This is a genomic window from Aquibacillus kalidii, from assembly GCF_014280935.1.
Taxonomy (GTDB): Bacteria; Bacillota; Bacilli; order Bacillales; family Amphibacillaceae; genus Aquibacillus_D; species Aquibacillus_D kalidii.
In genome coordinates this window covers 95481-118117 of record NZ_JACLZI010000061.1, presented here as the reverse complement: position 1 = coordinate 118117, position 22637 = coordinate 95481, and the positions used below count along the sequence as shown (strand labels likewise).

The window sequence follows — 22637 nt, the reverse complement described above, 5'->3', positions numbered from 1 at the left end:
TCACAATTCTATCTTAATTTGATAGGCTTTCATGTGCTCATTCATCTCCTCTCCTATGTACTCACATTTTTCTTAGATTAATCATATCGAAAATAGATAATGTAATCTACTAATTAGTCAAGAATGCATTTACAATAAGTATAAAACTACTGTGCACAAAAAACACCATCGCAACAGTGTCACACATCTGTTACGATGATGGATATTTTAATCAGAAATTTTCAACCTTGGAGTTTCTTCTTTTACTTATTAACATTATAGCTCCAACAGCTAATAACAATATTCCTAGCACCATCCAATTAAATTGACTTGTTGCCGTATCTGGTAATTCAGACTCAGTTGTCCCTTGATCAGCTACTTCAAAAACACCATATGCGCTAAAGTGCGTTACTTGTGCAACCACTTCACCAGTGTCTTTATTATAGGAAATTGGTGTTATAAATTCTTTTTTATTTCCATTTGTATCAATATAAACTACTTTTAAGTCCTCCCAATTCTTAACTTTATTTGGGTTAACTTTAAATGTAATCGTAATCGGGTTATCTCTGAATTCTGTCAGTTTTTTGCCACCAATTTCAAAGGAGAAATTGATTATCTCACTCAAGGCATCTTTATTTTTATTGGAGATCTTACTGGCCACTTTTCCAAATTCAAATGTAATATCCTCACCTTTTGAAAGCAATACTGTCGGAATATTAGCTTTCACTTTACCATCTGTAAGCTCCAGTGAATACCCATTGGTTAATTTTTCAAGCTCTGATTTACTAATCTTAAATACTTTAGAAGCATTAGGATCCACATAGACCTTACTTGTATCATTTCTAACTAAATCTGATTCTTTCACAACAGTGGATTGACCTGTTCCCTGGTTCTTCGTTCCCAGCTCTACTTCCGGCTCTTCTGTCCCTGGCTCTACCTTTGGCTCTCCTGTTCCTGGCTCTACCTCTGGCTCTTCTGTTCCTGGCTCTTGGTCATGATAATCTCCAACTCTATAAAAGTAAAAATCATCCAAAGTTCCCCATGCACCAGGAGCCGCTTTAACCGTTGCGCCAATTGTAACCGTACCGTCTGTCACAAGAACGTTTTCTATCATTGGATTCTTCCAAACTGTCCATCCGTCAACTGCTGTCTCAGCTGTGTATTCATTTTCTTTTGTTTTTGCAAAGATAAACATATTCTGCTCGCCTGGATCCCCACCTTGGAAGAAAGAAGAGAAGTTATAATAACCAGGCTCCAAACCTGTGATTGTCTGCTCTACGTTAAAGTCAACAGCAGTTTCTGAATAGAAATGAAGCGAATAATTCCCTGAATGAGCATCTGCTGCTTTATTCTGATAGTCCGTATGTGCTTCACCAGATGGATACGTTATCTTCCACATTGCTCTATCATTATCTTCAAAGCTAGAATTAATCACAAAGTTTTCTGGCTTAATTTGCAGGTGAGCGGATACTGAATCTCCACCCTCTACAACACCCTTAATTTCATAGGAACCTACCCCATCACTAATTGCTTTTTGCAATGCTTCCTTATCCCAGGTGACAGTAACTTCTCCTTCAGTCCCATCATTAAAAATAACCGTAACAGAATCTGGCAGTGTTATGCTATCCCCTAAATTAGCACTAACAGATATATCTTCAATTACATCAACTTTCAATTCTGCAACAGCACCTGTATCAATATACTTAAACACATTTAGGGAAGGTAATGGCTTGCCATTAAAATCAAATAGCGCTTGGTTGTCAACCGCACTACCACCATACCATTCTCCCGCATCTTCTGGATCATATTCAGCAGCATAACTAGACGCCCAACCAGATCCATACTGCTCCCATTTTTGCTTGTTTTGCTCTAAATCTTCCGTTGGTCCCACTGGAATCCACGCTGGCTCCCAGTAAAACACGCCAATACCCGCTTCCCCAACATTAGCTACTGCCTCAAACACATCTCTTACTGCATGCGCTTGACCTTGCACAGTAATTGGATAGTTCAGTGTTTGGCCTGCGGGTTTCGGCGCAGTGTTTCCATGTCCGTCTCCATCTTCACCCGTATACGTATAGGACGTTTCAGCTACCATAACCTTTTTTCCATATGTGTCAGCAACATTTTTTAAGACTGACGTTAAATTACCTAAAGTTCCATGCCAGAATGGATAATAAGAACTTGCAAAAACATCATAATCCACGTTATTATCATCAAGCGTTTGAGCTATTGATGCATATCTCCCAGATGTTTCAGGGTTAGTAAAATGTAAAGCTACTAAAATATTCTCATCAACCTCTTTAACCGCTCTACTTCCTTCATTAAATAATTGACTCATATTGGTCCAGTCTTTTTCACCAGCAACACCACCATTGGTTTCGTTACCAACCTGTACCATCCCAACATCTACACCTGCATCAATTAAGGCTTGTAGACTTTCTTTCGTATAATTATATAAAGCAATTTTCTTATCATCTAAACTCATAGATTCCCAAGCCTTTGGTGCTTGTTGTTTAGCTGGATCAGCCCAAAAATCAGAGTAATGGAAGTCTACTAATAATTTCATTCCATTAGCTGTTGCTCTTTTTCCAATCTCAATAGCTTTCTCTAAGTCATTATTTCCCCCACCATAACCGTTACCTTCCGTATCATAGGGATCATTCCATACACGAACACGTACATAGTTAACACCAGAATCACTTAGTGTTGTAAAAATATCTTGCTCATTACCATTCTCATCTTTAAAAGCCACACCGCTCTCTTCTAAAGCAATGATACTAGATACATCGACCCCTTTAATGAAGTCCTCATCTATTCCATCAACACGCTCAACAAAAATATCAGCTGGCACTGGATCTGGTATAGCTGTTTCATTATCATTAGCACCCAAAGAGGTTAAACTAAAGCTATCTAGATAACCATATGCACCTGGTTGTCCAGTAATAATTGCCCCCACTTTAAAATTAGTAACTACTTCCGTTAATTCAAATTCTAACGTTAAAGTCTCCCAGTTGTTATAACCAGTTGTTGTTACCTGTTTAATCTGATTATCACCAGCGAACAACTGAATATTCGCGGCTTTATTTTTCTCAATTGACCCTCCCATGGAATGTACAGATAATTGATAAGTTCCTACTGGCAATGATTCAATTGTTTGACTCACAGTTTCAGACTGCTCACTCATGGCGGAGTCTTTTATCCAGTATTTAAAAGCGTAGTCACCTTGATCCTTTACCATCCATTGATCATTCGAATAGGCAAAATGGTTAATTTCAAAATTATTATTATCCTCCACGTCCCACGACCCATCACTCCAGAAATCACTCTCAAATCCACCATTTGAAAGCAAATTACTTGAAGTAGCAGCAGAACTTACTAACGGACTTATCCCAAAAGAACTTAGCATAAAAATAAAACCAATTACGATAGTTTGTATCTTTTTCATATTATCTTACCTTTCCTTTTATGTAGTTAACACCCAAATAAACCGCTTACAAATTATATAAAGAACAAGCACCCATCCAAAATACACTATTATCTTGAATGAGTGCTGTTGTTTATCTCTAGGTGTTAGTTCCCTCTTGATTTCTCAACAATTCTGACTTCATATTGGTCCAATGTCATTTCTCCTGATAAAATTTCACCAGTCACCATATCTGTCACTTCAGAATCTAGTACAACAACTTGTTGTTCCTCGGTGAAATTCATGATAAAGACGTAATCTGCATCTTCACCTTGACGAACTTGAATAGATACTCCTGGACTGTGTTTAACTGGGAATATAGCTTTAAGTTCTAATTCACTAATTAAGTCACTATAGAAGTCTCTATGAAACTGTTCATCTAGTCGAGCACCAATATAATAAGTTTTTCCCTTTTCATGGGAATGGCTTGTTACAGCAGGCTTACTCTTATAAAAGTCTTGTAAATAAGTACCCTCCGTAATTGCTCCATTGACATCAATGATTGTTGCATAGTCTTTCACGAGATACTTCTGATTATTGAAAGTGACATAGTTTTCATCTTTCGGATATAACGTATCCGTTTCAAGGGGGTTCAATCCAAAGATTTCTTGTAAATCCTTGTGCCACCCACCCAGATAAGTTAGGTCATACTCATTTACAACTCCACTGATATATGTTGTCACAAGACGCCCACCATTTGCTACAAAAGCTTTTAATCGTGCGATTGTTTCCTCGCTCATTAGATAAAGCATCGGAACAACTAATAACTTATATGGTGAGAAATCTTGTTCCTTAGTAATAACGTCAACTGGAATATCCTTTTCCCAGAACGGACGGTAATGTTCCTGTAACGTTTGCGGATATTGCTTTGTTTCTAATCCATATCCTTGCGCATCATTCAATGCCCAATTACTTTCCCAATCATATAGGATTGCAACATCACTTGGTCGGTTTGTCCCTACTACTTTTGGTAGTTTTTCTAGTACTTGACCAACTTTTGCAACCTCTTGAAAAACACGATTTTCTGAACTATTATCATGGTCTACAACAGCACCATGGAATTTTTCAGAAGACCCTCGAGACTTTCTCCACTGGAAGTACATCACACTATCAGAACCATGAGCAATCATTTGCATAGAAGAAAGCAAGTGCATCCCTGGACGTTTTGCTTTATTTACTTCATGCCAATTAACAAGACTCGGAGTAGATTCCATTAATAGAAACGGTTGCTGTTTTAAACTACGATATAGGTCATCAATAAAGGCAACCTTCATAGCCAAATTAGCTGTACTTTCCCAATCATTATGCCAAGCAGGATACGCATCCCAACTAATTACATCTAAGTGCTTCGAAAACTTACTATAGTCTAGTGATTGGAATGGAATTAAATCAAACGTATCAGCCATAAAGTTTGTAGTAATAGGTATTTCCGGCGTAATTTCTCGGATTGGCACAATTTCATTCTTATAAAAATCAATCGTTTGATCTGTTACAAAACGACGCCAATCTAAATTCAATCCATGAACGGCATTTTCACCAATTGGAGAAGGTGACTCAATTTGTGACCAATCTGAGAAAGTATGACTCCAAAATGGTCCCCACCATGAATCATTAAGAGCTTTCAAATCATTATTATATTTATCTTTTAACCATGTTCTAAAGGCTTCCTGACACTGATCACAGTGACACTCCCCACCATACTCATTAGAAATATGCCACATCACAAGCGCTGGATGATTGCCATATCTTTCTGCTAGTAAACGGTTCATTTGCTGTGTTTTTTCACGATAAACTCCTGAAGTAAAACAATGGTTATGACGGCCGCCATGTAATTGTTTAACACGACTCCCATTGACACGTAAAACTTCCGGATACTTCTCTGACATCCAAGCTGGACGTGCCCCACTTGGAGTAGCTAAGATAATACGACCTCCGATTTTATAAATATTATCAATAATGTTATCTAACCATTCGAAGTTGTAGACCCCTTCTTCTGGCTCAAGCGTACTCCAAGCAAAGATGCCTACCGAAAATGTATTAGTATGTGCAAGCTGCATCAATTTAATATCATCCGAAAGAATATCTGGTCGATCTAACCATTGATCAGGATTGTAGTCGCCTCCATGAAGCATGAAGTCCGCCTTCGCAACGTATGTTTTCTCATGTTTTGACATAATACTCTCCTCTTAAATCATTGTTTTTAAAGCTTATCCTTTTGTACCACCCGCTGTTAATCCAGATACAAAGTTCTTTTGCAGTAGAACAAATACAAGGGCAATCGGAATACTGATTAGGATTGCACCTGCAGCGAACGTTGTATAACTCGCACCCATTACATCATTAACTAAATTGTAAAGACCTATCGGCAATGTATAAGATTCAGGGGTTCTTAGTATTGTTGAAGCTAAAACGAAATCTGCAAGCGGAATTATGAATCCGTTCATAGCAACAACAGCAATCATCGGTCTTGATAACGGCATAATAATTTGGAAGAAGATCCTTGTGTTACTTGCCCCATCAATTCTTGCACTCTCATCCAATGACATAGGAATCGAATCAATATATCCCTTCATTAGATACGTACACATCGGAATTTGACCACCAATGTAAAGGAAGATTAACAACCAGTGACTATTCATAAGCCCAAGAATTTGCGCTAATACAAATAGGGCAATTAAAGCCGAAAACTGTGGAATCATTTGTAGTAATAAAAATAGAATCAAGCCATTTTTCCGACCCGCAAAGCGAAATCTTGAAAAAGCATAAGCTGTAAATGACACACTAATTACTGTGCCAATCATAGTTAATACACTTATTTTTATTGAATTCATATACCATTGGCCATACTGAAGGCTTTCCTTGCCTGCAAATAACTCTTTGTAATGGTTTAATGTTGGTTTATCAGGAATTATGGATGTACTAATCAAACTATTACCCGGATTAAAGCTTGCACCCACTGTCCAAAGTAAAGGATAAATAATAATTACCATCATAAAGATTAAAATAAAGTAAGAGGCAAAGAGTCGATAAAATCTATTTTTCTTTATGTCTGTTACCATATCTCTTACTCCTCCTTAAATGAATTTGTTCGTCTGAATTGCCATAATGCGATTGCAATGACAAATACAGATAACAAAATAGTTAATGCAGCAGCTAATGAATATTGGCTAGATTGCATAGTCAATTTATAAATCCAAGATACTAAGATATCTGTTCCACCAGCTGTCGATCCTGGCATTGCAGGTCCTCCACCGTTAAACAAATATATAATGTTAAAGTTGTTAAAGTTAAACGTATATTGCGTAATAATAATTGGCGCAATCGCTAATAAAATCATTGGCATCGTAATATGTCTAAACTTCGCAAAAATTGACGCTCCATCAATCGTAGCTGCTTCGTATAAATCATCAGGAATAGACTGCAAGACACCTGTAGTTACAAGGAATATATAAGGAAATCCTAACCACCCCTGCATCATAATAAGCGCAAGTTTAGACCAAGCTGCATTTGTCATCCAAGGAATCGGATCAATTCCAAAGAAAGCTAAAACATCATTATTAATAGCACCAAAACTATCATTAAATAGACCAGCAAAGATTAATATCGTTACGAAACCAGGCACAGCCCAAGGTAAAACAAGTACCGTTCTGAACAACCTTTTAAAGCGAATTTCTTTTTGGTTGACAATAACCGCCATTAAAATACCAATACCAACTTGTAAAGTAGTGGCAACAAGTGTCCAAATGACCGTCCATCCTAATACATCAAAGAAGGTAGAACGCCAGATATCAACCGTAAAGATTTTTGCAAAAGTATCAAAGCCAACCCAATCTACTAAATTAGCAGGAGGCGAGTGATACAAGTCATAGTTTGTAAAGGCCACCCCTATACTAAATAATATTGGGAAAATAACAGCGAATACTAAGATAAGTATCGAAGGACCACTTACTACATATGGATATCCTTGTTCGACTAAATTGTGATATTGCTCTTTAAGTGTGTTTAAACGCATATTCTTATCTCTTAATTGACCATTGCGATATGCATCACGGAAATTCAAATAATAAACAATTAACCCTAAAACTGTAACAAGGATGGCGATTATACCTTGAGCCATCAAGAATACAGAGTTATCTCGTGGCACCTCCGTACCAAGTGTGAGAATTCCCCAAAATCCCATATTTAATAAATCTTTGAATGCAACAAAAAATGAAATACCAAGACCTAGGAAGACAAGCCCTTTTACCCATTGCTTATTGTAAAATTGTCCTAGACCTGGAATGATCGATAAAATACTTGCTATAGTCCGGTGTTGCACTTCTCTCACCTCTTTTATATAAGAAACCATAGTTTTCGACTTTTAAAGGGAAATGGTGCCAAACATAGCTTTACCGTTTGACACCATCCATAGTTAGATAGATTTTTTATTATTGTCCGCCATGATTGGCTTCAATTTGACCTTTGATTGTTTCAACTGCTTGGTTTAATGCTTCTTTTGGTTCAGCTTTACCAGTTGCAATTGTTTGTAACGCAGCATCTGCAGGTGTCCAAACTTCATTCATCTCCGGAATGTTTGGAGTTAACTGAGCGAATTGAGACTGTTGCGCTACAGCTTGAGCCGCTTCACTTTCTGCTACAACCGGATCATCTGCTAATGCAGCTACAGCTGGTACTTCATTTGTTACTTCGTATCTTGTTTTAGAATTTTCTTCATTTGCGATGAATTCAACAAATTCTTCTGCAAGTTCAGCATTCTTAGAGTAAGTGCTGACATTATAGCTTTTAATTCCAACAAATGAACTCATGTTTTCTCCGTTTGCAAGTTCAGGAAGCTTAACAACTCCATAGTTGATTCCAGCTTCTTTGTATGGTCCTAAGTTCCATGGACCAGAAATTACTGCTGCTGCTTTACCTTCTGAGAATAAAGAATCTAAAACGTTGATACCCTGTTCGCCGATAATTCCAGTTGGGAAAAGCCCATTTTCATAAAATTTTTGAATTTCTTGTGCACCTTCTACCGCACCCTCATTATTTAAGCCAATGTCACTAGCAACGAATCCACCATTGTCATCTTGTCCGAAAATGTAACCACCATAACCACTCATTACACCTTGCGCATAGTAAATTTGGTCAAATAAAGCTAAGAAACCAAAGTTTTCCCCAGTTGTTAATTCTTTTGATAGATCATACCAGCCGCCTAAAGTAGTTGGTAATTCATCTTCAGATACGATGTCTTTATTGTAAAATAATACAGTTGTTTCAACAGCTTTTGGTAAACCATAAACTTTTCCATTGTAAGTTTGTGATTGCATTGCTACATCTGTGTAAATAGATTGAACATCTTCACTAACATCAAGTTCTTTAATTAATCCTTCTGTCACCGCAGTACCAATTTGGTCACCAGGCATTGTAAGTACATCTGGTCCTGTACCAGCAGGTCCATCAAGTCGTAAATCTTCTATTTGTTGTGCATAAGCTTTTTCTACAACCTTTACTGTTACATTTTCATGTTCTTCTTCAAATTTTGCAACGGCATCTTCAATACCGGCAGATTTTTCTATATCTTCCCAAACTAGTAATTCAACATTACCATCGGAATTCTCATTTGATTTACCTGTATCACCTTCACTATCTTCCTGTGGTCCACAAGCTACTAAAGCTAACAATAATGCAACAATACTTAGAAGCCCAAATAATTTAATCTTCTTTGCCATCTAATAAACACCCCTCTAATTATGTTTGTATATGAAAGCGCTATTACATTTAATAATATAGCACGTTCAATAAAACATGTAAACAACTATTTTACTATTATAAGTAAAACATTTACTAAAAGTTAACCTATGATGCTGGTAAAAAAAAGAACCTTTACTCAAGGTTCTTTTCCGAAATATTAATTTGTACTCTTCCGAATAACTAATTCAGGGCGCAAGTATAACGTTTTTACAATTGTCCGCTTTTCTATTACTCTTTCTAACAGTAAGTCTATTGCATTTTTGCACATTTCCTCCATATCAATATCAAATGTGGTTAGTGGTGGTGAGACATATTTGGCAACGCTTATATTATTAATACCTACCACACTAACCCTACTAGGAATTGCAATTCCACTTTCATTCAAAGCTTGCAAACACCCAACTGCAATGGGGTCAGCTGCAGTAAAAAAGGCTGTCGGTAAATTGTCACCTAATTCTTCAATAGCCCGTTTCATCAATTGATACCCATTGTCAACGGAAAATCCTCGGTGGATAAATATATATTCTTCCTTCAGGATCCCCTTTCCATCCATATATCTTCGAAACACTCGTTCCCGGATATCACTTTCATCTTCATCCGTATTTGGATTATGGTAAGTGCCACCAATGAAACCTATTTCTGTATGACCTTTGTCTATCAACATATCTATCGTTTTCTTTGTTACTTGCGACAAATCTGGTCTTACCGAATCATAATGCTCCGGGTCTGGGGTTGCGTCAATAAACACCCCATTAGAGGTTATATTTCTCAAATACTCTAATTCCCTATCGGAAAAAGTTCCGACAGCAATAAATCCTTCTATGTTTTCAGGAATTGCGCTAATTCCATCAGTAATTTTATAAGTTGTTAACTCAATATTCTTTTTTTTCGCTAACTTTTCAATTTCTAGCCGCATACTTTTAAAATAAACATCTTCCAGTTCTTCCTTGTCCGTCAACCAAGAAAGAAATACAATGTTCTTAACAAGCTGGTTTACTGTTTTTTTCTTATATTGCAATTTATCTGCAACCTCATAGATTTTATCTCGTGTTTCATTTGAAACAGAGAGATTAGGATCGTTATTTAATACTCGTGACACAGTTGTAATTGAATAACCAGACTGCTTTGCCACCTCTTTTATAGTAGCCATGCTCATCCCCCTATTATCAATAATCAATATTCTTTTAATTGAACACCTTACCTATATAGTAAAATATTTTACTTTTATTTACTTATATTTTACTTCATCAAAAGTGAAAGTCAAGTAGATAATAATGAATAAAGTGAATTAAGAGAAAGCATTGAAGATCAACGATTAATTTAACATTTTGATGCAATAGCTTGCTTTATCTTTGGCCAGTCAAAATCTAGCACCTTCCAACGGAGATTTCTTTACTTTATCAATTAATAAATTGACAAGAGTTTCTCGATTAATGACGATTTATAGATCGTGAATCTCATCAATGAAGTCGATCAATTCTTCTAGTTCCATATTTATATTATAATTGAAATGCTCACTTGTTTCAGTTTCAGGGCTTGTTTTTCTAGTTCGTCGATAAAGGTGGGTGCGCTATCCTTAACGTGCAATACATAATTCTCCTTTGTGAGAGTATTTGCGAAATAGGGTACCCTGCCCTATCTCCAGTGCGAAAGGCTATTTTGCTAAAAAAGCAATTTACACATTATCATAATCCTGTTTTCCAACAATTATATTCCATAATTAAAAATCTTTTTGTTACATTGGAAAAAGAAGTTTGGACTAACGCAACCAGCTAACAATTAGAACAAAATGGTTATTGCTGCTTCCCTTAGTTCAGAGCTCTATCTTTACCAAAAAGAACAAGGGATAACAAAAAGCAGAAATTTTAGAAAGCGTTCAAGAAGTGTTTTTTTAAGCAAGAATCAACACAAGCCTCACACCACTAATCGACAAAATCCGGGTGGTGACAGGCACTATAGGAGGAAAAGACTATGATTATTCATGGAAAAGAGGTTCTGGGTGCTTTAGTAGATAACCAGACTCGTTGTAAACATTACCATAAGGAAGTAGATATTATTGCTATTAAATTTAAATGTTGCGATACCTACTATCCTTGTATTAAATGTCACGAAGAGGAAACAAAACATAATGTCCAGGTTTGGCCCCAGAGGGAGTTTCATACAGAAGCTATCTTATGTGGTAATTGTGGGATAGAGTTGACGATTGGTGATTACCTAAACAGTAGTTCTACATGTCCAAATTGCAAACATTCCTTTAACGAAGGTTGCGCCAACCACCACCACCTTTATTTTGATATTTCCCAGAAAAAAGAAGCAAGATAGCTGCGATAATTACTGACGAAATACGGGTGGTGACAGGCACCTTTTTATGCTACTGACCTTTTACCTATATAACTTTTTGATACAACTTTTTGAATTCGTGGTGCCATGACACCAGCAATAATCGTGAATATTATATCCTTTGGTAATGGTGCCACCATCCAAGCCCACGCCATCTTATAGGTGAATCCTTCTGGTGCTGATGCCCAAAATTTGTACGCATAATACATCCAGTTCGTCCCAACGAAATAATTAATAACTAATCCTATCAACGCTGCGAATAAAAACATTTTCTTAGATGACTTCTTTTCTACTATTTTACCGACAACATAAGCTACTAAAATATAAGATAGAACAAATCCAAATGTTGGCTTTACAAGCACAGAAGGCCCTCCAGTAAAATTAGCAAATACTGGTGCACCAACTAGTCCAATTAATGTATATACAGTCATAGAAAGAGCACCAAGCCTACTTCCCAGAATCAGACCCGCCATAACACAAAGAAAAGTTGTCAGAGTAATAGGTACTCCTCCAATAATAATAAATGATGTAATGTTAGACCCTACGGCCATTAGCGCTGCAAACATTGCTGCTAAAGTAATATCGATTGCTTTTAATTTCACCTTAATCCCCCCTACGTTTTATCTTCAAATAGAATAAACTACCACCCCAACCATTGTCAACTAAATATAAAAAGGGTTAACAATTATAGTAATATTCGACAAATCCCGAATTATTTCGGGTGGTGACAGGCACCAACGATGCACCCAACGAAGAGAAAAGATAGCCTTTATTGCAGCTATCTCTTTAATATATTTTTTCTTATTAGAAGCTATCATCCTTCTTCTCATAACTATTGTGACCAACTCTTCTATCTTATCGTTTATTACATAAAGACAGTGATATTAAAAGAAAATATAAAGGCCTTATTATCAGTTGTTAAACTGTAATAAGACCTTTTAATCTTGTGCTTCCTTAAGTATCTTGTCTATCTCTTCTTGATCTTTTCTTTCTTCTTCTTTTTCTCTCCAGAAATGGTTAAACGCTTTTATTGTTTCTTCACTATAAGCATAAGAAGTGAACTCATTTCCATCTTCATCATACTCTGTCATTGGGGTTACTTCTAGTGAATAAGATTCCGTTCCCGAATCGACTGATTCAGTTTTCTTATCAAATTCTGCACGCTTCTCTTTAATGGAGTTTCTTTCTGCAATCTTATTAAGTTTCCCCTGGACCTTTTTATTAGCCTCAATTAAGTCTTCCTTTTCCACTTTTAAAGCTTCTGCTTCTGTTCTCAATTCTTCTACTTCAATCTTTAGTTCTTCTTTCTCTGCATGAACTGTTCGTAATGCCGCTTCAAGTTTTGATACCTTATTTCGCAATTTCTCCAAATCTCTTTGTAATTCATTAGGAACCTCACTAAAAACTGTTTTTCCCTTTGTGTTCTTTATATCCTCAATCTTTTGAATCCCTATTCTTGTCTTATGGGTAAGCTCAAATACATTGGGTGAGGCTTCCAAAATTAATTGTTGTTGTGTTAACAGTCTTACTGAATGGTCAAACTCATCACCGTCCATGCTTAATCGCTCGACCAATTGGTCTTTCCGCATAGACTGCTGATCAAATAGCAAACGCAAAATCGGATTCACACTAACCCCCCTTTAACCCATCATACATGTCTCGTTATATAGTAACAGATTAGGGTGCCTGTCACCACCCGAAATTTGTCACAAAAGGACGAGCGCTCTTCCGATATTCGACAAAAACCGGGTGGTGACAGGCACTTTATTATTCAACTTCTTCAAAGCGATTGTAAATGGCTTGGAGGTGTTCGTGATCTAGTTGGTCGAACTCGTTCCAATTAATGGATTCAGATATATAGTGATGATATACTTTGATTTTTCTTCTAATAGCTGGCTTTGGATTGGCTAAAGCCATTTTATACAATACCTCTAAAAGGCTATAACATACAAAGACATCCTGTTTCCCATAATAAAATACTTTTAATATGCTCTTATAAAAATATTCATCAAATTGCTTCGTTGATTTAATTAATCGTAAGTCATTACGATTGTCTGTCAAATATCTTATATCTTTATACACCTTTCCCAAGTGGTTGAGTATCGACCCAATTCTGTTTATACAGTTAATTGCCGTATCAGGATCGTTTATAGATGGTGAAAGTGCCTTAACTGCAATCTCCACAAGTTTTTGTAAAATGAATTCGATATCTTCTAAATCTGTTCGCTCTGCACCAATCACAATAAATTCTCTTATTTTATTGATGTCATGCTGCTGTTCCACACTATAAATGCTTAGAAGCGGTAAATCCTCCATTACATAATTACCAATATGTTCATTTAATTCTATGACACAACGATGTGATTTGGCCCAATTTACAAGGTGCATCCATTCTATCTTCTGAATATAACCTGTGGTATCAGCTCGAAGGATAAACCTTTTCTGACTCGTTATTTGGTTTAATTCTCGCTCATCCCACTTTTCAAATTCTCCAAATTTTTGTTCTGAATAGGCATGTTCAATCACCTTTTTACTATCTGTATGAATTATTCCGATCAGACTACTCACTTGCAACCACTTTGCAGCATGATGGATGAAGAAAATAAAAAAAGCTAAACACAGAATTGATATGATGATCATTAAAAGTGGGCCAATAATTGTATCGTGCTGACCAACTAACATTAGATTAACGAGTGCGAAAATAAATCCAAAACAAAACACACCCAATACATGATGTGTCATTCTACTTTGCATAAAGTCTTGTAGAGTCCTCGGAGAAAACTGTGATGAATAGGTAGATAAAACAACCATGATAACAGAAAAACTGATAGTGGTCATTGTTAAAATTGCGGTTACTAAGGAGGAGTATATCCCCTTGGCAATCTGTTCATTAATGACTAAATTTTTTGGTACTTTATCACTAATATCTGACAGGACCAACTCATCAACAATGTGAAAGGAAATCACTAGGATTAACGAAGCAATGCTATATAATGTAGGGACAAACCAAAAACTATCTCTAATATTTAGTAACACTTTTGGAAATTTCGTTATTATTAACCCTCCCTTGAACACTTCAAAGATTAGTCTTAATTCAAAGTATCGGTTTCCCAAAGGAAGAATATTCAATCGGACAAACATTTCCAAACAGCTCACACCAAATTAATAAAACAATAACCCCAACCCCTGAAAATAAGGACTTGAGGTCATATCACCGTTCGACAAAAAACGGGTGGTGACAGGCACCTTATCTAATTTTTGCTTTGATGTCGTGGATGTAGCGGGTTAGGTGTGCGGTTAGTTCGCTTCGTAGGAATGGGGTTACGAGATAAATGCCGTTGAAGTAGTGGAGTGCTTCTTGGATGAGTTCTTCTGAAATGGCTAACCCTTCTCGTGTCGCCTCTTCTTTCGATTCAATATCCATGCGCGTTAGAATGGATTCAGGGATCTGCATACCTGGTACCTCATTATGCAAAAATTGCGCATTTCGCTTACTCACCATTGGCATGATCCCAACAAATACTGGCACATCAAACTCTTCGACTGCGCGGGCGATCTGTTCAAACAATGCCTTATCATAGATAGGCTGCGTCATAACATAGTCAGCCCCAGCGTCAAGCTTCCGTCGCAAACGTTCGATTGCTCGATTGAAATTCCTAACGTGTGGATTAAAAGATGTTCCCACACAAAAATCGGAACTCTGTTTTAATGCTTGCCCAGAGAAAGCAATTCCACTATTTAGCTTCTTAACCATTTTCGTTAAATCAATAGAGGAGACATCAAAGACCGATGACGCACCCGGTAGATCACCAAACTTAGATGGATCACCGGTTATCAACAGTATATGATTAACCCCCAAAACATGTAGACCCATTAAATGAGACTGTTGACCAATTAGATTTCGATCGCGACAAGCCACATGTACAAGTGGCTCCACTCCCATATCTTTAATTAAACTAGCAATTGCCATATTACTGACACGCACAGTAGCTAAAGAATTATCAGCAATGGTGAGCGCATCGATTCCTGCTTGCTGGAGTTCTTTCGTAGCTTGCAAATACTCCTCGACATCTAATACTTTCGGTGGATCTAACTCTACGATTATCGTAGGTTCATTTCTGACTTTTTCGATAATTGATTTCTTAGGCGGATTATTCGTCAGTCCACTCCGTACTGATTTGGTCAACAATTCTACTTGAGCAGCCTTCCTTTCTTTTACTTCAACAGCATTGTTATGCGAATCACCATGACTACGAACAACTAATTCTACACTATCATCCAAAGAAAGCTTCTCAATCCGCTCAACCAACGCACGAATATGGTCAGGTGTAGTCCCACAGCACCCTCCGATAAATTTAACCCCTTTCTGAAAAAGCTCAGCACCTCTATCCGCAAAATATTCCGCATTACCAGTATAGGAATACTCCCCATCAACCATATGTAATATCCCACTATTAGGAACAGCAGCATAGTGGGATGTTGGTTTTAGATTCAGCGTTTCATAGCTTCTCAGAATACCAGATAAGCCAAGTTTACAGTTAAGCCCAACAACATTTGCTCCAGCCTTTTCTAACACCGAGAAAGCTTCTTCAATACCATACCCATCCCTCGTAACACCAACAGCCTCCGGTGATAGATTAGCAATAATAGGTAAATTTGTGTTACGACGAACTGTTTCCACAGCGAGTTCTAATTCTCTCAAATCAGCAAATGTCTCAAGTAAGATTCCGTCTACTGACTCTTCTAATAGTGGTGCCAATTGTTCTTCAAAAATTAACCTCAGAGATAATCTAGATCCCTGATTCCCGAAGTCAGGAGTCTTTAGATCAGCTGTTGAGCCAATAGTCCCGAACACAAAAATGTCATGTTCTACCTGATTTTGTTCTCGAAAAGACTCTGCTGCTTCTCGCGCCACTTTTACAGCTGCACGATTAATTTCCCATACACTATCTTCCAAACCGTAACGCTCGAGTCCAAGCCTGTGCCCGCTAAACGTATTAGTCTGGATCAAGGTAGACCCAGCAGCAAGATAAGCCATATGCGCCTCTTTTACTAAGGTTGGGTTCTTGATACACAATGACTCAAAACACGTACGAGATGCAACACCCGACTGATGCATTAACGTAGCCATTGCCCCGTCACCTATTACTTTACCTTCTTTCAATAACTCTAAAAACTGTTGGGAGCGTTCCGAATGAATTGTTTTTGTCATTTTACCTCACCTTTCTCACTAACCTTATTATTATAAAACTTAGACATTGAAATACTTATCTTCAGGATCAGTTAAGATGTTCCTCCCCCTATCAAAGGCAACTTTAAATACGAAACATTGCCCATCTCACCTTATCCGCTGTTCTAACCATGTTTAAATCCGATTTTCATATAGCCACCTTCTTCCTTTGCTTTTCTGACAAAAATAAAAGGATCTTCCTCATAGAGAAAGACCCTGAACAAAATTCCGCGCTCCGGTCTCTCATCTTACAGTTAAATACTGTTGGAATTAGCACCGTAATCATACGTCAGTATAATCCGGTTGCCGGGTTTCATAGGGCCAGTCCCTCCACCTACTCTTGATAAGAGAAAAAATATGTAATTGTTGTTGTTTTGTTATCTATAACCTACAGGCTAACTTTTATAATGTCAATACAGAATTTTCAAAAAAGTTAGTAATAATGAAAATTGGGAGGTAAGTCCGTGCTACCATAATCCTACATTCTGTTAGCTTTTATAACAACCACTGGACCTAGCCGAGCGCTAACCACTTACACTACTTGTGATTTTAACACCTTTTTCCTCCGCTCCACTCGTACATAGCGGAACAGTACAAATGCTAACAGTGCTAGCTGGCCAATCAATGTTTCCCATGTAGGATAAAATCCAAAGAAGTTTATGATTGGTAGACTATTAATTGGATGAACAGGGAATATATTTGTAATTTGTAAAGCATGAATACTTTTTCGGTGCCTGTCACCACCCGATTTTTGTCGAATAAGAAAAAAGGAGTTACTTAAGTATGAGTAACTCCTTTTACCTATTCGATATTTAGTTTAGAACGAAGAAAAGGAGCAACCTTTCCCTACCCATTACTCTCCTAAAAACGATTCAACCCCATAACTCGCAAGTACCCACTTTGGTAAAACAAACCTTGCTGTCATTAGTGGGTCAACAACCTGACAAATCTCTGTTTGTCCAACTGCACTGAATAACATCGTTAACTCGCTAAAGGATAAGTTTATTTTCCCTTGCAATAATTTTGCCATATCGGCAACTGATATTTTTACAGCTTCATCCAATGTTCTTGCCGAAGCAATCGTTGCAATTTTATCCACCGTTTCTAACAGTGGATTTGCAAGAGCTACCTGTTTAATAATATCGAATGTAACGGTAACCTTTCCCGCAATTTCTATCCCTGTAACAGATACCTCCCCATCACCCATAGCTGCATGAAGATCACCCAAGGCAAATAACGCGCCATCGGTAGCTACTGGGAAATAAAGCGTTGTACCTGTCGTAATCATCTTGTTATCCATATTCCCACCATGGGATCCAGGGGTACCATTAGATACAGGATCAGCATAAGGTGCTACGCCAATTACTCCAACCATTGGGTTAAGCGGAATTTCTAACCTTTCATCGAAAATCGCCTTGTTATTTCTAATTGGGATTATTTTTGTTTCAAATTTCTCGATTTGATCACCTAGTACGCCTTTGCCTGGGCTGACACTCATCACTCCTTGATCAGAAAGTTCTATCGCATCAATCGTTACAACTAAAATATCTCCTCTTTCTGCTCCCCTTACAAAAATAGGACCAGTTGTTGGGTTGACCTTATCCCAATCTAAACTCTCATATGTTGAATCGGTCGATTGTATTTGATCTTCATAACAATCATACGTTTCTATCTCAATTGTCGAACCATTTTCCACAGTAATTGAGGGGTGGTGATATTTACTAAAATTATAAACAGGTGTAGATTTAGCAAGTTTAAAAACCATTGTTGTTACATCTCCTTTTCAACCAGTTGATTGGCCTCTACCTTTTAATCATATACATTAAAATTAAATTTGACTCTGTTACATTTTAACTGAGATCTGTTACTTTGGACCATAGTTGACTTTATCCTAATCAAGATGACACCAGGAGTCTATAGTTACTTTGGTAAGAAAAACAACAACTATCAATTAAAGCATTATAAAGTTGGTTGGTAGGACTTGTGGGACAGAGGACCTGACCCTCAGTCCCACAAAAAAACAACTGAAATAGTAAGCTATTTCAGTTGTTTCCCACTCTACTAGGAGCAATTTCTATTCCCCATCATTTTAGTCCGAAATATAAACAATGCCTTTTTCATCCATTGTTTCATAAAGTACAGAAAGCGTATAATTGCCACCTTCGTATATAGCATAAGAGTACATTCCATGATCCATGCGTGTTGCTTCTCCAAGGATTTCCTCCAATTCTGATCTAACTAAATCGGTTTGCAGCCAGAAAGCCACTCGGTTATAGAGAATGTCCACACCATAATCGCCATAGAAGGCCATATCAAAATCATCGCATTCTGAACATTGAGCAACATACATATCGTCTGGTTCTCCAAATTTGCTAACGATAGATGCCAAATCATTTTGCTCCATACTCTTACTAAATGGACCTAGTTTCCCCTCTTCCCTCGCAATTTTCAATATCTTCTCTAGTTCCGTTCTGTCATTAATAATAAAGTCATACTCGTCAGATGGCATTTCTATAGATGTAAGGCTTGCGTCAAAGTTGTGAATTTCTCTATCATCTGTCTTAAAGGAATCTACTTCCTTACTATTTGTAATGAACCACTGATTTTCTTCCTTACCAAAAGTTAATTCATAATTCCAAATGTAAGAGGATTCCTTTGTTGTAGAATCACTAGGATCTTCTCCAACTTCGTAATAAGCTGATTCAAAAGTGATGTCAACCAAAACATTAACAACATAGGAATCTTTGTCCGTTAATTCGATACTTCCCAAATCGTATTCGGTACTAACTGCCCTACCAAACCACCTCAAATTATCAGCGTTTAGGGAATCAAAGTTATCCTTAATTCGATCGATATATTCCTCATTAACCATATAGGTGAATTCATTACTATCTAAATTTGTAAAGGCACGAATATACTGATTAACATGCTCATTAATCGTGAACATCACATCATTTTCAAGTTGTTCATTTACAGCTTCTAAATTTAAATCAATAGATTTTACATTTGTATCTTGAACACTCACTTCTTTAGATACCACTTGCCCCCAAGGATAATCATACCTTGCTTGAAAACTCATTGAACCATTAGTCGCAACTGGACCATATTCTTTTAGTTTGCTCAGCTTACCTATTTCTTCTCCATTTATATATAAAATACTGTCTGGATTGTTCGTTTTAAAAGAAATATAATGTCCATCAAATTCAATATTGGTTGAAATATCAGCCACTTCATATTCTAAAGTTTGGATATCTAGTTCTTTTTCAAAATCACCAAATTCTCCACTATATACAGCACGAACGGTATATAAACCAGGAGTTAGTTGATCAATCATTATCGGTTCGTTATCATACGTTTCAACAAATTTATCATTTACATATATTTCAGTTCCAGAAAAGTTTGCTGTTAATCGCAGAGATATAGGTTGCACTTCAAGTTTGTAATCATCAAAAAAGTAATATTTAGTACCATCCTTCTTCAACGACAACCAGTTGTGTTCTTGACTCTCGCCCTCTTCTACTTCTTCGTTTAAAGCATCTACTGTTTGGTTTAAATTTTCAGGATGGTCATGAAGAAAATCAGCAATCTTTTCTATATCTGATTTATTTAATTGTTCAGCATCGTCTTGACTAATGAATAACTCTTGAAGTTTATTCACATCTTTTTCTTCTACAGCTGATTTAAACTCATCCACAATATGAAGGGGTTCTGTTATGCTTTTCGCATAAAAATATCCACAAGTCGAGACACCAAGTAACACAAGTATTGGAATGATAATAGCGATTAATCGTTTTTTGGTCAGTATTTTTCCAGTATTGTTACCGGTTCGTTTATTTGATTGAGATGTCTCTTGTTCAGGTCGAATAGGGCTAGATTCGTTTTTATTACTAGAAATTGTTTCATAGCTAGGTTGGTTTTCAATAGAGTTAATATATATTTCTTCATTGTGGTTTGAAGTTTCTGGTGGGCCATCATGATTTTGTTGTGGAGGAGTATTTTTTACCTTTTTTCCACATTCAGTACAAAACTTAGCATCTTCCTTAAGCTCAGAACCACAAGAGGTACAAAATTTCATTTACGTGTTTCCCCCTTGATTAGTAAGAATAATTCTTTTATAAAGAACAGACACCCAAACAATGGGTGCCTCCTATTTTTACAATTTTTTAATAAAAGCCGTATGGTACCATATTTTCTACTTGGTTTATAAGATTACCAACGATACTATCGCCTATGATCATAAAAATTATAGACATTGCAATGTTCGCAAGGATAAGTCCGTAAAATACATCTAACCCCTCACCATTCTCTTTTACTGAGAAGATGATAGCGATACACGAAACGAAGAACAGTCCAATTCCTGTTCCAAAAAGAATAAAGCTGAATACAGGTACTGACAATATAGAAAATAGTACGGCTAATAAAAGCAATGCTACTGGTAATACATTAAAAACTCCGAAGCGTACAACTACTTCAATGTAATTCACCTGCGATTTCATTAACTTTGACACACCTAAGACAACTGCTGAATAAACAGCTAAATAGATTAATAGGAAAAAGAATGGTCTAACCACGAATGCCCCGAAAGGTACTTCTATGTAACCTGCACTCAATCCCTTTGCTGCAAAGTATGAAAATAGCGGTAATAATAAGGCAAACAACACATGCGTGATAATTCCACTTACTTTATCCTCACTCGATACTTCTCTACTAGCTTTCATAGGACTAGCAATGCTTTTCTTAGCAAACCCCAAGAATTCACTTGCTACATTCTTACCTAATTGAGCATAATCCATATTGTTGCTTACTTGACCTACGTCAACTTGTTGTGTTGCCGCAATCTCTTCATTTGCATTAATTGCTTGCTTCTGTGCACTTTGTGACAAAGACACCTGATAACCACATTCCGCACAGAATTTCGCATCTGCTTCATTCAAAACACCACATTGAGTACAATGCATAAAATTATTCCTCCTTCTGTATTAGGAATGTTTGCTAATTATGTACATTTACCTACCCGAAACGATAACAATAAAATAATTAGTGCAAAAGAGGTATGAAAACTACAAAAATCAACAAACATATAAGGAATATTGTACCATATAAGTCGAGTGGTTTCGACAAGTTTTTTGGGAGAAATGTGTAGTCTGTTCTGCATTGGTCTGGAACAGAGTAGCAATACATCGAAAATAATAAGTCAAATCACCTATTAAATATGTTCATCTGAAAACTGAATAATTACGAAAACAATTTAAGCATTTCATACACTATGCGAAGTTAAAAATTTAACGGGACACTGGACCTGACCCTCTGTCTCAAGTACCTTCGTATATTTTACTCAATATCCCCTCTCTATACGGAAGACGAATATGCATATTTCACTTTTTTCAGGTCAACCTATTACTAGCTGTTTTTACATATAAACAGTTATAATGACAAAATTTACTCTAAGTTAAAAAGCATCTACATGGAGGGATTTTAATGGTAAAAGACGGAGTAGCAAATAATAGAGAAAAAAAGAACGGCGAAGGTAAAAAGCCTCCAGAGCAACGTCGTGGAGGAGCGAGATCTAACGCAAGAGGCAAAACTCGTTAGGATTTATTATAAGGGAGGGTCCTTTTTACAGAAGGGCCCTTCTTTTATTTTTCACTTTTTCAGATTACAAACTAGTTGATTCAATCAGAACGTAAATTGAAACTGCTTATTATTGATCAATATATACAAAAAAATTAAGGATATTTATGTTAAAATGAAGGTGCCAGTGTGAAAAATACTAGGGTTTTAAAATGACTAATAGTTAATTGTACATACTACCTTATTAATCATTTGGTTTTATCCATATTCTTTTATCAGTATTCAGTAGGTTTATCATTTACAATTCATCCTGTTGTA

General features: G+C 36.7%; 14 protein-coding genes and 1 riboswitch. Of the genes, 1 reads left to right on the top strand and 13 read right to left on the bottom strand.

The annotated features are described in order from the left end of the window. Nucleotides 1-211 precede the first annotated feature (211 nt). From H7K77_RS18210 to H7K77_RS18185, 6 genes are all read right to left on the bottom strand, one after another. Entirely contained in the window at nucleotides 212-3424 is a 3213-nt protein-coding gene (locus H7K77_RS18210; protein ID WP_235988994.1) for a glycosyl hydrolase 53 family protein, read from the bottom strand. Nucleotides 3425-3549: 125 nt separating this feature from the next. Then, nucleotides 3550-5619: a beta-galactosidase gene (locus H7K77_RS18205; protein WP_186580161.1), complete on the bottom strand. Its 2070-nt coding sequence runs from the start codon at nucleotides 5617-5619 to the stop codon at nucleotides 3550-3552. A 30-nt stretch (nucleotides 5620-5649) separates the two neighbouring features. Continuing rightward, nucleotides 5650-6501: a sugar ABC transporter permease gene (locus tag H7K77_RS18200; RefSeq protein WP_186579971.1), complete on the bottom strand. Its 852-nt coding sequence runs from the start codon at nucleotides 6499-6501 to the stop codon at nucleotides 5650-5652. A gap of 5 nt (nucleotides 6502-6506) precedes the next feature. After that, nucleotides 6507-7760, bottom strand: a complete 1254-nt coding sequence (locus H7K77_RS18195) for a sugar ABC transporter permease (RefSeq protein WP_186579969.1) — start codon at nucleotides 7758-7760, stop codon at nucleotides 6507-6509. 109 nt (nucleotides 7761-7869) lie between these two features. Beyond that, entirely contained in the window at nucleotides 7870-9156 is a 1287-nt protein-coding gene (locus tag H7K77_RS18190; protein ID WP_186579967.1) for a sugar ABC transporter substrate-binding protein, read from the bottom strand. A 179-nt stretch (nucleotides 9157-9335) separates the two neighbouring features. Then, entirely contained in the window at nucleotides 9336-10328 is a 993-nt protein-coding gene (locus tag H7K77_RS18185) for a LacI family DNA-binding transcriptional regulator (RefSeq protein ID WP_186579965.1), read from the bottom strand. 821 nt (nucleotides 10329-11149) lie between these two features. On the opposite strand from H7K77_RS18185, the gene H7K77_RS18180 reads away from it, so the two are divergent. Then, nucleotides 11150-11500 carry a CHY zinc finger protein gene (locus tag H7K77_RS18180; protein WP_186579963.1) on the top strand — a complete coding sequence of 117 codons (351 nt, stop codon included), beginning with the start codon at nucleotides 11150-11152 and terminating at the stop codon, nucleotides 11498-11500. A gap of 44 nt (nucleotides 11501-11544) precedes the next feature. Here H7K77_RS18180 and H7K77_RS18175 read toward each other — a convergent pair whose 3' ends face one another. The 7 genes from H7K77_RS18175 to H7K77_RS18145 form a co-directional block, all read right to left on the bottom strand. Next, the gene (locus H7K77_RS18175; RefSeq protein WP_328701159.1) at nucleotides 11545-12120 is read right to left on the bottom strand and encodes a biotin transporter BioY; all 576 of its coding nucleotides are present in this window, start codon (nucleotides 12118-12120) and stop codon (nucleotides 11545-11547) included. A 336-nt stretch (nucleotides 12121-12456) separates the two neighbouring features. Continuing rightward, complete coding sequence (locus tag H7K77_RS18170; RefSeq protein WP_186579961.1) at nucleotides 12457-13146, bottom strand: hypothetical protein; 690 nt, start codon at nucleotides 13144-13146, stop codon at nucleotides 12457-12459. A 139-nt stretch (nucleotides 13147-13285) separates the two neighbouring features. Then, nucleotides 13286-14554: a DUF2254 domain-containing protein gene (locus tag H7K77_RS18165; protein WP_222599443.1), complete on the bottom strand. Its 1269-nt coding sequence runs from the start codon at nucleotides 14552-14554 to the stop codon at nucleotides 13286-13288. Nucleotides 14555-14765: 211 nt separating this feature from the next. Beyond that, nucleotides 14766-16730, bottom strand: coding sequence for a bifunctional homocysteine S-methyltransferase/methylenetetrahydrofolate reductase (locus H7K77_RS18160; RefSeq protein ID WP_186579952.1), 1965 nt, complete (start codon nucleotides 16728-16730; stop codon nucleotides 14766-14768). A gap of 258 nt (nucleotides 16731-16988) precedes the next feature. Next, nucleotides 16989-17098: riboswitch (SAM riboswitch) on the bottom strand. A 503-nt stretch (nucleotides 17099-17601) separates the two neighbouring features. Next, nucleotides 17602-18513, bottom strand: coding sequence for an acetamidase/formamidase family protein (locus tag H7K77_RS18155; RefSeq protein ID WP_186579950.1), 912 nt, complete (start codon nucleotides 18511-18513; stop codon nucleotides 17602-17604). A gap of 324 nt (nucleotides 18514-18837) precedes the next feature. After that, nucleotides 18838-20823, bottom strand: a complete 1986-nt coding sequence (locus H7K77_RS18150) for a zinc ribbon domain-containing protein (protein WP_186579948.1) — start codon at nucleotides 20821-20823, stop codon at nucleotides 18838-18840. 88 nt (nucleotides 20824-20911) lie between these two features. Further along, nucleotides 20912-21706 (bottom strand): zinc ribbon domain-containing protein, encoded by a 795-nt coding sequence (locus H7K77_RS18145; RefSeq protein ID WP_186579947.1) that lies wholly within the window; start codon nucleotides 21704-21706, stop codon nucleotides 20912-20914. Between the last annotated feature and the right edge of the window lie 931 nt (nucleotides 21707-22637).

Bases quoted from the DNA above. Each gene is read 5' to 3' on its own strand.
- H7K77_RS18190 (WP_186579967.1), bottom strand. From the start codon at position 9,156: ATGGCAAAGAAGATTAAATTATTTGGGCTTCTAAGTATTGTTGCATTA.
- H7K77_RS18185 (WP_186579965.1), bottom strand. From the start codon at position 10,328: ATGGCTACTATAAAAGAGGTGGCAAAGCAGTCTGGTTATTCAATTACA.
- H7K77_RS18180 (WP_186579963.1), top strand. From the start codon at position 11,150: ATGATTATTCATGGAAAAGAGGTTCTGGGTGCTTTAGTAGATAACCAG.
- H7K77_RS18145 (WP_186579947.1), bottom strand. From the start codon at position 21,706: ATGCATTGTACTCAATGTGGTGTTTTGAATGAAGCAGATGCGAAATTC.
- H7K77_RS18160 (WP_186579952.1), bottom strand. From the start codon at position 16,730: ATGACAAAAACAATTCATTCGGAACGCTCCCAACAGTTTTTAGAGTTA.
- H7K77_RS18200 (WP_186579971.1), bottom strand. From the start codon at position 6,501: ATGGTAACAGACATAAAGAAAAATAGATTTTATCGACTCTTTGCCTCT.
- H7K77_RS18210 (WP_235988994.1), bottom strand. From the start codon at position 3,424: ATGAAAAAGATACAAACTATCGTAATTGGTTTTATTTTTATGCTAAGT.
- H7K77_RS18155 (WP_186579950.1), bottom strand. From the start codon at position 18,513: ATGGTTTTTAAACTTGCTAAATCTACACCTGTTTATAATTTTAGTAAA.
- H7K77_RS18150 (WP_186579948.1), bottom strand. From the start codon at position 20,823: ATGAAATTTTGTACCTCTTGTGGTTCTGAGCTTAAGGAAGATGCTAAG.